Source organism: Achromobacter pulmonis (assembly GCF_021733725.1).
Lineage (GTDB): Bacteria > Pseudomonadota > Gammaproteobacteria > Burkholderiales > Burkholderiaceae_B > Achromobacter > Achromobacter pulmonis.
Map to the genome: position 1 here is coordinate 978,307 of NZ_JAIFOT010000001.1, position 14,185 is coordinate 992,491.

Annotated in this window: 15 protein-coding genes; 9 read left to right on the plus strand and 6 right to left on the minus strand. The window is 67.3% G+C overall.

Translation table 11 applies throughout. The features are described from left to right. The first annotated feature begins 9 nt into the window (after positions 1 to 9). The 5 genes from tolB (at position 10) to K2W61_RS04455 (ending at position 4,482) form a co-directional block, all read left to right on the plus strand. The gene (tolB, locus tag K2W61_RS04435) at positions 10 to 1,332 is read left to right on the plus strand and encodes a Tol-Pal system beta propeller repeat protein TolB (RefSeq protein ID WP_175134518.1); all 1,323 of its coding nucleotides are present in this window, start codon (positions 10 to 12) and stop codon (positions 1,330 to 1,332) included. 31 nt (positions 1,333 to 1,363) lie between these two features. Beyond that, positions 1,364 to 1,864 carry a peptidoglycan-associated lipoprotein Pal gene (gene pal, locus K2W61_RS04440; protein WP_175134517.1) on the plus strand — a complete coding sequence of 167 codons (501 nt, stop codon included), beginning with the start codon at positions 1,364 to 1,366 and terminating at the stop codon, positions 1,862 to 1,864. An 88-nt stretch (positions 1,865 to 1,952) separates the two neighbouring features. Further along, positions 1,953 to 2,645, plus strand: a complete 693-nt coding sequence (gene ybgF / locus K2W61_RS04445; protein WP_175134516.1) for a tol-pal system protein YbgF — start codon at positions 1,953 to 1,955, stop codon at positions 2,643 to 2,645. Beyond that, positions 2,645 to 3,688: a FecCD family ABC transporter permease gene (locus K2W61_RS04450; RefSeq protein WP_236755108.1), complete on the plus strand. Its 1,044-nt coding sequence runs from the start codon at positions 2,645 to 2,647 to the stop codon at positions 3,686 to 3,688. The genes ybgF and K2W61_RS04450 overlap by 1 nt, the downstream gene beginning before the upstream one ends. After that, entirely contained in the window at positions 3,685 to 4,482 is a 798-nt protein-coding gene (locus tag K2W61_RS04455) for an ABC transporter ATP-binding protein (protein ID WP_236755109.1), read from the plus strand. The genes K2W61_RS04450 and K2W61_RS04455 overlap by 4 nt, the downstream gene beginning before the upstream one ends. A gap of 33 nt (positions 4,483 to 4,515) precedes the next feature. Here K2W61_RS04455 and K2W61_RS04460 read toward each other — a convergent pair whose 3' ends face one another. Next, positions 4,516 to 5,013 carry a YbaK/EbsC family protein gene (locus K2W61_RS04460; protein ID WP_236755110.1) on the minus strand — a complete coding sequence of 166 codons (498 nt, stop codon included), beginning with the start codon at positions 5,011 to 5,013 and terminating at the stop codon, positions 4,516 to 4,518. A gap of 141 nt (positions 5,014 to 5,154) precedes the next feature. On the opposite strand from K2W61_RS04460, the gene K2W61_RS04465 reads away from it, so the two are divergent. Further along, a complete protein-coding gene (locus K2W61_RS04465; RefSeq protein WP_175134512.1) occupies positions 5,155 to 5,964 on the plus strand; it encodes an alpha/beta fold hydrolase in 810 nt (269 codons plus the stop codon). Positions 5,965 to 5,977: 13 nt separating this feature from the next. On the opposite strand, the gene K2W61_RS04470 is transcribed toward K2W61_RS04465, so the two are convergent. Further along, positions 5,978 to 6,448 (minus strand): Lrp/AsnC family transcriptional regulator, encoded by a 471-nt coding sequence (locus K2W61_RS04470; RefSeq protein WP_175134511.1) that lies wholly within the window; start codon positions 6,446 to 6,448, stop codon positions 5,978 to 5,980. 244 nt (positions 6,449 to 6,692) lie between these two features. Here K2W61_RS04470 and K2W61_RS04475 point away from each other — a divergent pair, with 244 nt between their 5' ends. Then, the gene (locus tag K2W61_RS04475) at positions 6,693 to 7,649 is read left to right on the plus strand and encodes a DMT family transporter (protein WP_236755111.1); all 957 of its coding nucleotides are present in this window, start codon (positions 6,693 to 6,695) and stop codon (positions 7,647 to 7,649) included. Positions 7,650 to 7,694: 45 nt separating this feature from the next. On the opposite strand, the gene fusA is transcribed toward K2W61_RS04475, so the two are convergent. From fusA to K2W61_RS04495, 4 genes are all read right to left on the minus strand, one after another. Continuing rightward, positions 7,695 to 9,806 (minus strand): elongation factor G, encoded by a 2,112-nt coding sequence (fusA, locus tag K2W61_RS04480; protein ID WP_175134510.1) that lies wholly within the window; start codon positions 9,804 to 9,806, stop codon positions 7,695 to 7,697. Positions 9,807 to 10,087: 281 nt separating this feature from the next. Further along, positions 10,088 to 10,552 (minus strand): universal stress protein, encoded by a 465-nt coding sequence (locus tag K2W61_RS04485; RefSeq protein WP_006388728.1) that lies wholly within the window; start codon positions 10,550 to 10,552, stop codon positions 10,088 to 10,090. 87 nt (positions 10,553 to 10,639) lie between these two features. Next, positions 10,640 to 10,984, minus strand: a complete 345-nt coding sequence (locus K2W61_RS04490; RefSeq protein ID WP_175134509.1) for a protein tyrosine phosphatase family protein — start codon at positions 10,982 to 10,984, stop codon at positions 10,640 to 10,642. 46 nt (positions 10,985 to 11,030) lie between these two features. Continuing rightward, the gene (locus tag K2W61_RS04495; RefSeq protein ID WP_236755112.1) at positions 11,031 to 12,470 is read right to left on the minus strand and encodes an aminotransferase-like domain-containing protein; all 1,440 of its coding nucleotides are present in this window, start codon (positions 12,468 to 12,470) and stop codon (positions 11,031 to 11,033) included. Positions 12,471 to 12,606: 136 nt separating this feature from the next. Here K2W61_RS04495 and K2W61_RS04500 point away from each other — a divergent pair, with 136 nt between their 5' ends. Both K2W61_RS04500 and K2W61_RS04505 read left to right on the plus strand, forming a co-directional pair. Continuing rightward, positions 12,607 to 13,533, plus strand: coding sequence for a DMT family transporter (locus K2W61_RS04500; RefSeq protein WP_175134508.1), 927 nt, complete (start codon positions 12,607 to 12,609; stop codon positions 13,531 to 13,533). After that, entirely contained in the window at positions 13,530 to 14,171 is a 642-nt protein-coding gene (locus K2W61_RS04505) for a LysE family translocator (RefSeq protein WP_175134507.1), read from the plus strand. The genes K2W61_RS04500 and K2W61_RS04505 overlap by 4 nt, the downstream gene beginning before the upstream one ends. Positions 14,172 to 14,185 lie beyond the last annotated feature (14 nt).

Consider the following 14,185-nt stretch of genomic DNA (forward strand, 5'->3'; position numbering starts at 1 on the left):
TTGCTGATTATGACTCCCGCCCCTAGCCGACGAGTTCCCCCCCTCGCTCTCTGGCGATCGTATGGACTCGGCCTGCTGCTGTTGGCGCTTGCCTGCCTGATGGCCATGAAGCCGGCCCAGGCGCAGTTGCGCGTCGACATTTCCGGCACCGGTGCCACCCAATACCCCGTGGCGATCGCCGACTTCGCGGTGGACGACGCCCATGGCCGCGCCCTGGCAGAGGTGATCCGCGCCGACCTGACCCGCACCGGCCAGTTCCGCCTGATCAGCGCCGCCGGCTCGGGCCTGAATGTCGATTCCCCCATCGCCCACGACGACTGGCGTGCCAAGGGGGCCGACTTCATTGCCTATGGCAGCATCGTGCGCGGCAATGACGGCCGCTACGACGTCCGCTACCGCCTGGCCGACACGGTCAAAAAGAACCAGCTCGATGGCGTGGCGTTCTCGGGCACCGAACAGGAACTGCGCCGCGTTGCCCACCAGATCGCCGACCGCATCTACGAAAAGATCACCGGCGTGCGCGGCGTGTTCTCGACCCGCATCGCCTACGTGCTCAAGCAAGGCGCCACCTACGAACTGCAGGTGGCTGACGCCGACGGCCAGAATCCCCAGGTGGCCCTGCGCTCGCGCGAGCCGATCATCTCGCCGGCCTGGTCGCCCGATGGCTCCAAGCTGGCCTACGTGAGCTTCGAATCCGGCAAGCCCGTGGTGTATGTGCATACGCTGGCCACCAGCGCCCGCGTGCCGGTCGCCAACTTCAAGGGCAACAACAGCGCTCCCGGCTGGTCGCCCGATGGCACGCAGCTCGCCGTGGCCCTGACGCGTGATGGGCTGTCGCAAATTTACATCGTCAGCGCGGCCGGCGGCTCGAATATGAAGCGCGTTACGCGTTCTCCCGGGATTGACACCGAGCCGAGCTTTACGCCGGACGGCCGTTCCATTATCTTTACCAGTGACCGCAGCGGCGGGCCGCAAATTTATCAAACCGGCCTGGACGGTGGCGATGCTCGCCGCCTCACGTTTAATGGTGGTTACAACATCTCACCCCGAATTTCCCCAGATGGATCGACGCTGCTGTACGTTGCCAGACGAGACGGCGCGTTCCGTATCGCATCGTTGAACCTGTCCTCAGGCACGGAGACCTTGCTGACCGATGGTCGTGACGATCAGTCGCCAAGCTTCGCGCCGAATGGCATGCAAGTCCTCTACGCCGCCATCCAAAACGGACGTAGCGTGCTTGCTGGTGTTTCGAGCGATGGTCGCGTACGGCAGACGCTTTCGGTACTGAATGGGGAAATACGTGAACCGACTTGGGGCCCATTTACCCGATAACACGTGTGACTCTCTTTGCAAAGGAACTATCATGAAGTCGCGCATTGCCAAAAGCCTAACCATCGCCGCGCTGGCTGCCACCCTGGCAGCTTGCAGCTCCGTCCCTCTCGACGATAAAGCGGGTCAGGGCGGAGGCGCTGGCCAAGGATCCTCGGCTACTGGCCAGATCCTTGATCCCTTCAACCCTCAAAGCATCCTGGCGCAACAGCGCTCGGTATACTTTGACTTCGACAGCTACACGGTCTCCGACCAGTACCGTGGCCTGGTGGAGACCCACGCCCGCTACCTGGCTTCGCACCAGCAGCAAAAAATCAAGATCGAAGGCAACACCGACGAACGCGGCGGCGCCGAATACAACCTGGCCCTGGGCCAGCGCCGTGCCGACGCCGTGCGTCGCATGATGACCCTGCTGGGCGTCAGCGACAACCAGATCGAGACCATCAGCTTCGGCAAGGAAAAGCCGAAGGCGACTGGCTCGTCGGAAGCCGACTTTGCGGAAAACCGCCGCGCCGATATCGTCTATCAGCGTTAAGCTTTCCGTATAGTTAAGTGCCCCACCACGCGTCGGGACGGTCAGCCGGCCGTTCCGACGTTTGTTTTTTTGATCCCTGGGAATTTTCATGCGCGATACCGTTCTGTCCCTGCGTCCCTTGCTGGCGGCCACCGGCCTGGTGCTGGCTGCCCTGGCGGCGCCTGCCCACGCTTTCTCCGATGATGAGGCCCGCAAGGCCATCCTGGATTTGCGCCAGCAGGTGCAGCAACAGAACGAGCAGAACCAACGCGCCAAGCTGCAACTGGCCGACCAGATCCAGGCCCTGCAGCAGGAAATCGCCCAGTTGCGCGACCAGCTCGAACTGGTATCGCGCCAGCAGCCCAGCGGCAACCGGCCGGGAGGCGCCCCGGGCGGCGCCAACCCGCCGGGCGCCACCGCGGGCGATCCGCAGGAACAAGCCGCCTACGATGGCGCCATCGACCTGTTCCGCAAGGGTCAGTACAAGGACGCCTCCGAATCGCTGGCCGCGTTCACCGCGCTCTACCCGGCCAGCCAGCTCGCGCCCAGCGCCCAGTTCTACCTGGGCAGCAGCCGCTATGCGCTGAAGGACTTCAAAGGCGCGATCGAGCAGTTGACCGCCATGGTGCAGAAAGCCCCCGACAACGCCCGCGCGCCGGACGCCCTGCTGGTCATCGCCGGCAGCCAGATCGAGCTGAACAACCGCGCCGGCGCCAAGACCACGCTGCAACGCATCGTGCGCGACTATCCGACCACGCCGGCCGCCACCACGGCCAAGAGCCGCCTGCAACTGCTGCAGTAATGGCGCAAGCCGCCACCGCGGTTGCCGCCTACCGGCACATTCTGCGCCGCCGCGCGGGGCTCATCGCCCTGCTGCTGGCGGCGATTTGCATTGGGCTGCTGCTGGACTTCACCGTGGGGCCGTCCGCGCTGAGTGCCGCCGAGTTGTGGCAGGCCCTGAGCGCGCCAGCCTCGTCCGACCCGACGCTACGCGTCATCGTCTGGGATATCCGGCTGCCCTACGCGCTGATGGCCGCGCTGGTGGGCATGGCGCTGGGCCTGGCTGGCGCCGAAATGCAGACCATTCTGAACAACCCCCTGGCCAGCCCGTTCACACTGGGCGTGTCGTCGGCGGCCGCCTTCGGCGCATCGCTGGCGATCGTGCTGCACCTGGGCGTGCCCGGGGTTTCCGAGGGCTGGCTGATCGCCGGCAACGCCTTCCTGTTCGCCATGCTGGCGGCGCTGTTGCTGGACGGCGTCGCGCGCCGGGGGGGCCTGAATACCCCGGGCGTGGTGTTGTTCGGCATCGCCATGGTGTTCACCTTCAACGCGCTGGTGTCGCTGGTGCAGTTCACCGCCAGCGCCGAGGCCCTGCAGAACCTGGTGTTCTGGACCATGGGCAGCCTGACGCGCTCCAGCTGGACCACCGTGGCCATCCTGGGGCTGGCGTTCGCGCTGGCGCTGCCGCTAGCCATGCGTCAGTCCTGGAAATTGACCGCGCTGCGGTTGGGCGAGGAACGCGCCGCCAGTTTCGGCGTGGACGTGCGCCGCGTGCGCGTGGCGGCGCTGGCCCGCGTCAGCCTGCTGTCGGCGCTGGCCGTGGCGTTCGTCGGCACCATTGGCTTCATCGGCCTGATCGCGCCGCACATCGCCCGCCGCCTGGTGGGCGAGGATCACCGCTTCTTCCTGCCGGGGAGCGCGCTGGTGGGCGGCGTCATCCTGTCGCTCGCTTCGGTGGCGTCCAAGAATCTGGTGCCGGGCGTGATCGTGCCGGTGGGCATCGTCACCTCGCTGATCGGCATTCCATTCTTCGTGGCGGTGGTGCTGCGCCGGAGCCTGCCATGACGGGCGCCGCGCCGGCGCTGGCGGTCGGCGGTATCACCGCCGGCTATGGCGGCACGCAGGTGCTGCACGACCTGTCGCTGCCCCGGTTGGGCGCCGGCGAGGTCACGGCCCTGCTGGGTCCCAATGGCAGCGGCAAATCGACGCTGCTAAAGGCGCTGGCAGGGCTGGTGAAAGTGCGCGCCGGCCATGCGCGACTGGACGACCTGGACCTGGCGCGGCTGGATTTCGCGGCCCGCGCGCGCCACCTGGCCTATCTGCCGCAAAGCCTGCCGGCCGCCGTGCACCTGCGGGTGTTCGAGTCAGTGCTGGTGGCGGCCCGCGCCAGCGAAGCCGAGGGTCCGCCGGCGGACCTGCCGGGGATCGACCGGCTGCTGGAACGGCTGGGCATCGGCCACTTGGCGCTGTCTTATCTGGACGCGCTGTCCGGCGGCCAGAAGCAGCTGGTGGGCTTGGCGCAGGCGCTGGTGCGCCGGCCGCGTGTGTTGTTGCTGGACGAACCGCTGTCGGCGCTGGACCTGAATTACCAGTTCCATGTGATGCGGCTGCTGAAGCAGGAAACCGCGCAGCACGGGCTGATCACGGTGATCGTGTTGCACGACTTGAACGTGGCATTGCAACACGCCGAGCGGGCCGTGATGATCCATGGCGGCCGGCTGGCCGCCGCCGGCGCGCCGGCCGAGGTCATCACGCCGGCATCGCTGGCCACGGTGTATGGGGTCCAGGGACGGGTCGAGGCCTGCTCGCGCGGGCGCTTGCAGGTGTTGATCGACGGCCTTGACGCGCACCCGCGCTGAACAGGGGGCCACGCGGCGCGGAACGCTGATGTACTAGGCGCGCTGCGCCACATCGGCGACCGGCGCGCCGGTCATGGCGGCCAACTGCTGCGGCGTCAGGTTGAACACCGCGTGCGGGTGCCCCGCCGCCGCCCACAGACTGTCGTACTGGAACAGGTCCTGGTCGAGCAGCATGACAGGCTTGACCGCGTGGCCGATGGGGCAGACGCCGCCGATGGCATAGCCGGTCATGTCGCGCACGAACTTGGCATCGGCCTTGGCCAGCGCGCCGACCTGGCTGGCGACCTTGGCCTCGTCGACGCGATTGACGCCGCTGGCGATGACCAGCACCGGCGCATCGTCCGAGGCGCGGCGGAAGATGATCGACTTGGCGATCTGCGCCACCTCGCACCCCAGGCCAGCCGCCGCTTCCGCCGAGGTCTTGCCGGTCTGCGGCAGCACCACTACCGGCTTATCGTGGCCCAACTCGGCCAACAGGCGGGCGACGCGCCGGGCGGACTCGGGAAGATCGGCGGGGGTAGCGATGGACATCTGGCGAACTCCGTTCAAGACAAAAAGATCGGGTGACGAGTTTATCAGTCTCGCCAATGCCCCCGCCGTGGGCGCGGGCGTGACGCTGCCGCGGGGGTGAAACGGCTAGAATGCCCGCCTGGATTTCCCGACCCCGACCCGATGCGTTCCGAACCTGTCCTGCCCCTGCAAAGCGCCAATATCGGCGGCTATGCCATGTCCTACACCGAGTACGGCGAAGGCGCGCCGCTGGTGCTGGTGCATGGCTCGCTGTCCGACTGCCGCTACTGGAAATCGCAGATGGCGCCGCTGGGCCGCTCGTTCCGCGTGCTGGCGGTGTGCCTGCGGCGTTACTGGCCAGAAAGCTGGGATGGCGAGGGCGAGGGCTTCTCGGTGGCGCAGCACGGCGCCGACGTGCTCGATTTCATCGACCGGGTGGCCGGCGGGCCGGCCCATCTGGTGGGCCATTCACGCGGCGGCCGCGTGGCGCTGGAAGCGGCGCTGGCGCGCCCCGACGCGCTGCTCAGCCTGACGCTGGCCGATCCGGGACTGCCCCTGCCCGGCGGCGACGATACCCGCGGCGGGTTTCGCCAGCGGGCGCTCGAACTGATCCGCGGCGGCGCCGTGGAAGAAGGCCTGGCGCTGTTCGTGGACACCGTGACCGGGCCGGACACCTGGCAGCGCATGGTGCCCTGGTTCAAGGAAATGGTGCGCGACAACGCCGGCACGCTGTTCGGCCAGGCGCGCGAAACCCCGGCGGCCCTCGCGCCGGAACAGATCGGTTCGCTGACGCTGCCGACGCTGCTGATCGGCGGCGCGCTCAGCCCGTCGCCTTATCCCGCGGTGCTCGACGCGCTGGCGCAATGGCTGCCGCAGGCGCAGCGGGTGAATATCGCCGGTTCGTCGCATGGCATGAACCTGGGCAACCCGCGCGCCTTCAACGGCGCCATCGAATCGTTCCTGCGCGGCTGAGCCGCGCGCGCCGTCAGGGTTCGACCGACGGCGTGTGCTTGAGGCGTTTGAGCACGAAGGTCGAGCGGCTGTGCCGCACGCCAGGCAGCTTGTAGAGCCGCTTGCGCAGGAATTCCTCGTAGCCTTCGGTGCCGGCCACCGCCACCTTGATCAGGTAGTCGTATTCGCCTGTCACCAGGAAGGCCTCAACCACTTGCGGCAGGCGCGTGATCGCCTCGCCGAAGCGCGCCAGGGTGTCGTCATCGTGGTGCTCGAGCGTGACCTCGATCATGACGGTGTCGGGCAGACCCAGCGCCTTCTGGTTCAACAGGGCCGCGTAGCCCTCGATCACCCCCGCGTCTTCCAGCGCCTTAACCCGGTTCCAGCAGGGCGTGGGCGACAGGCCGACCTGCTCGGCCAGTTTCAGGTTGGTGAGGCGGCCGTCGGCGCGCAAGGCGCGCAGGATCCTGCGGTCGGTTTCGTCGATTTTGGGTGGGCTGGACACGGCGGAGGCTCTTTAGAAGAGAATATCCCTGAAAAACCTGATTCTAGAGGACATATATTCCTCCATTACCGCCAGAATGGCGAGAATCAGGAAACCTATTTTCCCGCTCCCGCCGTAGACTTTCCTGCAAGACGGGCATTACCCCGCCCGTCGGATCCCGCGCCCGCGCCGTGGCACAACCCGGCCTTGGCGCCGGTGTCGTCCACCGCAGTATGCCGCGCGCCGATCCGCGCGGCGGGAAATCATGTCTCACGCAGCAGCAGTACCCGCAAGAACCGGCCTGGGCTGGTCCGGCGCCGCCATGCTCCTGGCCGCGCCGGCGCTATTCGCCTCCAACATGGTGGCTGCCCGCTGGGCCCACGACGCCGCCCTGCCCCCCGTATTCCTGGCCTTCGGCCGCTGGCTGATCGCCTTCCTGATCCTGTTGCCGCTGGCCGGACCGGCCCTGCTGCGGCATCGCCAGGCATTGTGGCATGGCCTGCCCACGCTACTGCCGCTCGCGGTGTTGGGCATGGGCGTGGCGGTGGCGCCGCAATACATCGGCGCCCAGAGCACCAGCGCCACCAACATCGCCCTGATCTTCTCGTGCAGCCCGATCCTGGTGGCGCTGCTGGAAGCGGTGATCTGGCGCAAGCCGCTCTCGCCGCTGCGCGCCACCGGCCTGACGCTGGCGCTGGGCGGCGTGCTGGTGGTGTTGACGCGCGGCGACGCCTGGGCGCTGGCGCGGCTGGCGTTCGGCCAGGGCGACCTGTGGGTGCTACTGGCCGCCACCGGCTGGGCGTTCTATACCGTGCTGCAAAAGCGCCTGACGCTGCCGGCGGTGCCGGACGGCGCGCGGCTGGCCGCGATGATGCTGGGCGGCGCGATCGCGCTGGCGCCATTCGCCGGCATCGAGGCCGCCGCTGGCGCCGTTGCGCCCTGGAGCGATCCACGGCTGGCGGCGGTGCTGCTGTTCCTGGCGGTGGTGCCCAGCCTGGGCGCGTACTACGTCTACGGCCGGCTGATCAGCCGCGCCGGTCCGGCCACGGCGGGCCTGTCGATGTTCCTGGTGCCGGTGTATGCGGCGCTGCTGGCCTGGCCGCTGCTGGGCGAGACGCCGCAACTGTTTCATGCCTACGGCTTCGTGATGATCCTGCTGGGCGTGAAGCTGGCATCCTCGCGCATGCGGGCCACAACGGCCGGCGCCGCGGCGCCGGCCTGAAAACAAGCCGCCGGATCGGCGGCCCCTGCCATCGCATGACGGCAATCAGCGGCCCGCGCCCTGGGCCGCCATCACTTCCTGCGCCACCTGGCGCGGCGCTTCGGCGTAGTGCTTGAACTCCATCGTGTAGGTAGCGCGGCCCTGCGTCAGCGAACGCAGCGAGGTGGAGTAGCCGAACATCTCGGCCAGCGGCACCTCGGCGCGCACCACTTTACCGCCGCCGCCAGCGATGTCTTCCATGCCCTGCACCATGCCACGGCGCGACGACAGATCGCCCATGACGTTGCCGGTGAAGTCCTCGGGCGTTTCCACCTCGACCTGCATCATCGGTTCGAGCAGCACCGGATCGGCACGCCGCATGCCTTCCTTGAACGCCATCGAGCCGGCCATCTTGAAGGCGTTTTCGTTCGAGTCGACGTCGTGGTACGACCCGAAGAACAGCGTCACCTTCACGTCGACCACCGGATAGCCCGCCAGCACGCCGGCGTTGAGCGCTTCGCGGATGCCCTTGTCCACCGCCGGGATGAACTCGCGCGGCACCACGCCGCCCTTGATGGCGTCGACGAACTCGTAGCCCTTGCCCGGTTCCTGCGGTTCGAGCTTGAGCACTACGTGGCCGTACTGGCCACGGCCGCCCGACTGCTTGACGAACTTGCCTTCGACTTCGTCACAGGTCTTGCGGATGGTCTCGCGGTAGGCCACCTGCGGCTTGCCCACCGTGGCCTCGACGCCGAACTCGCGCTTCATGCGGTCGACCAGGATTTCCAGGTGCAGCTCGCCCATGCCGGAGATGATGGTCTGGCCGGATTCCTCGTCGGTACGCACGCGGAACGACGGGTCTTCCTGCGCCAGCCGGCCCAGGGCGATGCCCATCTTTTCCTGGTCGGCCTTGGTCTTGGGCTCGACCGCCTGCGAAATGACGGGCTCGGGGAACACCATGCGCTCCAGCACGATGACGTGCGACGGGTCGGTCAGCGTGTCACCGGTGGTGACGTCCTTGACGCCCACCGCGGCGGCGATGTCGCCGGCGTAGACTTCGGTGATCTCGCGCCGCTCGTTGGCGTGCATCTGCAGGATGCGGCCCAGGCGTTCCTTCTTTTCCTTGACCGGGTTGTAGACCGAGTCGCCGGACTTGACCACGCCGGAATAGACCCGGAAGAACACCAACTGGCCCACGAACGGGTCGGTCATGATCTTGAAGGCCAGCGCCGAGAACGGTTCCTTGTCGGTGGGATGGCGCTCGATTTCGTGGTCGCGTTCGTCGTGGCCCTTGATGGCGGGCACGTCGACCGGCGACGGCAGGTAGTCGATGACCGCGTCCAGCATGGCCTGCACGCCCTTGTTCTTGAAGGCGCTGCCGCACAGCATCGGCACGATCTCGTTGGCGATCGTGCGCAGGCGCAGGCCCTGTTTGATTTCGGCCTCGGTCAGCGCTTCGCCGCCCAGGTATTTTTCGAGCAGCGCCTCGTTGGCCTCGGCGGCCTTCTCGACCATCTTGTCGTGCCATTCCTGCGCCTGCGCCTGCAGCGCCGGCGGGATGTCGCGGTATTCGAAGCGCACGCCCTGGCTGGCGTCGTCCCAGATGATGGCCTTCATCTTGACCAGGTCGATCACGCCCTCGAAGCCGTCTTCGGCGCCCACGGGCAGTTGCACCGGCACGGCATCGCCCTTGAGGCGCTCGCTGATCTGGCGCTGCACGCGCAGGAAGTCGGCGCCGACGCGATCCATCTTGTTGACGAAGGCCAGCCGCGGCACGCGGTACTTGTTGGCCTGGCGCCAGACAGTCTCGGATTGCGGTTGCACGCCGCCGACCGCGTCATAGACCATGACGGCGCCGTCCAGTACGCGCATTGAGCGCTCGACCTCGATGGTGAAGTCGACGTGGCCCGGCGTGTCGATGATATTGATGCGGTGTTCCGGGTAATTGCCGGCCATGCCTTTCCAGAACGCGGTGGTGGCGGCGGAGGTGATGGTGATGCCGCGCTCCTGTTCCTGCTCCATCCAATCCATCACGGCGGCGCCGTTGTGGACTTCGCCGATCTTGTGGGTGATGCCGGTATAGAAGAGGATGCGCTCGGTGGTCGTCGTCTTGCCCGCGTCGATGTGGGCGCTGATGCCGATATTCCGGTATAGCTCGATAGGCGTCTTGCGAGTCATGGCCTCGTTCCTTGCAGTAATCACCAGGAGTGGGCGGCAGGTCCGACCGGATACTGCCGCGGCGGGCGCCATGCCGCGTTGAGAGGTGTGCTCGGGGATTGCGAAACCGCGCCCGCACTATCCATGAATATTACGCGCCGCAAGCCGCATTACAAGCTTTAGCCACATGCGCCATAGGGGTGCGGGCGGACATGAAAAAGCCCCTCGGCGAGGAGGGGCTTGGCATGGCATCGGCGCCGGCGGGCCTGACATTGCCCTGATAACGGCGGCGGCCCGCGGAATTACTTCTTTTCTTCCTTGACGCGGTACACCAGCACCGCGGTGCTGGCCAGCGACAGCACCTTGGCGGTGACGCTGCCCAGCAGCAGGCGCGACAGGCCACTGCGGCCGTGGCTGCCGATGAAGATCAGGTCGCAACCGGCGTCGGCGGCGGCCTGCACGATGCCGTCGGCCACGTTGAAGTTGGACACGGCGCGCGCCTCGGACTTCACGCCGGCGGTGTCGGCGCGGTCGGTGATCTGCTTGAGGTACTTGTCGGCCTGTTCGGCCGAGGCCTTTTCGTAGTCTTCGTCGGTGATGGCGTAGGCGGCGGCCATGCCGTCGAAGCCGATGGTGGCGGCGAAGGGCTGCGTCACGTAGAGGGCGACGACATCGGCGCCGACGGAGCGCGCGAAGGAAATGCCGGCGTTGGCGGCTTGGGCCGACAGCGGCGAGCCGTCGGTGGGAATCAGGATCTTCTTGAACATCTTGCCTGCTCCTGTTTGAGAGGAAGTTCCATGCTACCGGAAACCCGCCAGGTTCACATCAAGCGAACCCGGGGGCCTTGATGCGCATCAACCCAGTTGCTGGGCGGCGGCGAACAGATTGGTGCAGCGGGTGCCGGTGCGGCAGTACGCCAGCACCGGGCCCGGCAAGGTTCGCAGCAGCTCGGCGAAGCGAACCACGTCGGCGGCCGTCATGGCGCTGCCGACCACCGGTTGGTATTCGATTTTCAGGCCGGCGGCGGCGGCGGCCTTGGATACGTCGGCGGCGGTCGGCTGGTCGGGGCCGCCTTCGAAGTCGGGCCGGTTGATGATGACGCTCTTGTAACCGGCGGCGGCCACATCGGCCATATCTTCAGGCCCCAGTTGCGGGGCGACGGCGAAATTCTCGGTAAGGGGCTTGATCGGTGCGGACATGGCGATTCCTGGATGAAGAGAACTGCATATTATTGTAGGAGCGGCTTCAGGCGAAGAGCTTTTCCAGCACATTCCACACGCCGCGATCGTCGGCCATGGATACCGAGAAACGCAGCATGGTCGATGGCTCCTGCGACGGCGAAAACAAGGTGCCGGGCGCCAGCAACATGCCGCGATCGGCCGCGGCCCGGGCCAGCACTTCGCTGTCGCGGCCGCAATCGGCCCACACGAACATGCCGGCCTGCGGCTCATGCTCGATCGTCAGGCCCAGCTTGAGCAGCCCTTTCAGGCAGCGCTGGCGGGCCTCGTCCACCCGCTGGCGTACGCGCTCGATATGGCGACGATACTGGCCCTCCATCAGCACCCGGTGCACCACGCGTTCGCCCAGTTCGGGCGAGGTCAGGCCTGCCAGCATTTTCAGGTCGGCGAGTTTCTGCAGGATGTCGGGGTTGGCGGCCAGGTAGCCCACGCGCAGGCTGGCCGCCAGCATCTTGGAGTAGCCGCTGACCAGGATGACGCGATTGAGCCGGTCCAGCACCGCCAGTTTCATGGCGCCGCCGGGATGCAACTCGCCATAGGTGTCGTCTTCGACCACCAGGAAGTCATGGCGTTCGGCGATGCGCAGGATGTCGTAGGCGGCGCCAGCCGACAAGGTGTGGCCGGTGGGGTTGTGCACCGCGCTGTTGATGATGAACAGCTTGGGCTTGTGCTGCGCCGCCAGCTGCTCGAGCAGCGCGATATCGGGGCCATCGGGACCCCGCGGCACACCGATCAGGCGCGCGCCAAAGGCCGCCAGGCGGCCAAAGATGACGAACCAGGCCGGATCCTCGACCAGCACGGTATCGCCCGGCTGCACCAGCAGGCGGGCGATCAAGTCGAGCCCGTGGGTGACGCCATTGGTGGTGAGCAGGTTGTGTTCGGGATGGGCGGGCACGCCATCGCTCTGCAGCGAGGCAGCGATCTGCTGGCGCAGCGGCAGAAACCCCTGCGGGTGGCCATAGGACACCAGGTGGCCGCGCACCGAACGGCCGACCGCGCGCACCGCGCCCGCCACCATTTCCGGATCGAGCCAGTCGGCCGGCAACAGCCCGGCGCCTCCCGGCATGCCGGGGCCGCCTCCCTCGCGGAACATGCTGCGCAACAGCCAGGCGATATCGACGCGGGCCGGCGGGACGAAGGTCTGGGAGGCGGGCGTCCCGGCGCTGGCGACCGGCGCCAGCGGACCGCTGCGGGCCCGCACGAAGAATCCGGCGCCACGCCGCGACTGCACCAGACCGCGCGCCACCAGCCGGTCGTAGGCCTCCACCACGGTGAAACGGCTGACACCGGATTGCTCCGCCATCTTCCGGATGGACGGCAGGCGAGTGCCGGGGCGCAGGCCCTGTTCGTCGATGCGACGGGCCAGCCCGTCGGCCAATTGCGCCACCAGCGTGGCGTCGGCCTGGCGCACCGGCTGCCAGGGCATGGAAGGGGAAGCAACTGTCATGGGGATTTCACCAGGCCAGTGGTTAAAGTGACATGCAAAAGTGTACCGGTACTGTACCGATGACTATGCGTAGAGTGACAGCAATGGCGCCGACCTGCAAGCCCTGCGGGCCGCCCCCGATTTCCGGATGCCCACGATGCCCCGTTCCGCGCTGTACCCATCGCCCCAGGCCGCGCCAGCCGGCGCCTCCGTCCCGCCCTGGGAAGGCTATGGCTATGGCCTGCTGGGCGTGTTGGTGTTCTCGTTGACCCTGCCCATGACCCGGGTCGCGGTGGCCGAACTGCCGCCGCTGCTGGTGGGCCTGGGGCGGGCTTTGCTGGCGGCCGTGCCGGCGCTGGTCTTATTGTGGCTGACGCGCAGCCGGCGGCCCGACCGCCGCGAGTGGCCGGGCGTCATCCTGGCCGCGCTCGGCATCGTGGTCGGCTGGCCGCTGGCCTCGACCCTGGCGATGCAGACGGTGGCGTCGTCGCATGGCGCGGTGTTCAATGGCTTGCTGCCGCTGTCCACGGCCGTCTTCGCTGCCTGGCGCAGTGGCGAGCGGCCCTCGCCGGCGTTCTGGGGCTGGGCCCTGGTCGGCGCCGCGCTGGTGTGCGCATTTGCACTGCGCGAGGGCCACGGAACCTTGGCGATGGGCGATTTCTGGCTGTTGCTGGCCGTGCTGCTGGGCGGTATGGGTTATGCGGAAGGCGCGCGCGCCTCGCGCACGCTGGGCGGCTGGCGCACCATCTGCTGGGCGCTGGCGATCAGCGCGCCAGTGCTCGCCGTGCCGGTCGGCTGGATGGCCTCGAACCAGGCGGGCTGGCCCGCCGCCGGCGTCCTCTGGGCCTGCGCCTACTTGGCGTTCGGCTCGATGTTCCTGGGCTTTTTCGCCTGGTATCGCGGTCTGGCCGCCGGCGGTATCGCGCGCGTCGGGCAGATCCAATTGCTGCAGCCGTTCCTGACGGTCGTGGCTGCAGCCCTGTTTTTCGGTGAATCGGTAGACCTGACCACGTTTCTGTTCGCCGTTGCCGTCATCGTGGTCATCGCCGGCGGCCGCCGCGCGATCGTTGGAGTCAAGAAATGATGCAGTTCCCCAATCTGGCCGATGTGCCGCTCGCCTCCCTGTCGTTGCTGGGCCCCCTGGCGCTATTCGCCCTGGTCAGCTCGATCACGCCCGGGCCGAACAATGTCATGCTGGCCGCCTCCGGCCTGAATTTCGGCTTGCGCCGCAGCGTACCGCACCTGCTGGGCGTGAACCTGGGCTTCACCCTGATGATTTTCCTGGTGGGCATCGGACTCGGTTCGGCGTTCCAGCAGATACCGGTGCTCTACACCGTGCTGAAGTACGCGGGCGCTGCCTACCTGCTGTACCTGGCCTGGAAGATCGCCAACTCGGGCGGCATGCAAGAAGGCGAGGCGCGTGGCAAGCCCATGACCTTCCTGCAGGCGGCGGCGTTCCAGTGGGTCAACCCCAAGGCCTGGGTCATGGCGGTGGGCATCATCGCCACCTACACGCCGCAGACGGGTTTTTTCGCCAACCTGGTCATCGCCACCGTGGTTTGCGGCATCGTCAATCTGCCGAGCATCGGCATCTGGGTCACCTTCGGCACGGCGCTGCGGCGGGTGCTGCACAAGCCCAAGACGATCCGCGCCTTCAACGTCACCATGGCGTTGCTGCTGGTCGCCTCGCTGTATCCCGTGGCGCAGGAAGCGTTGCATTAGGCAAGCCGGCCCAC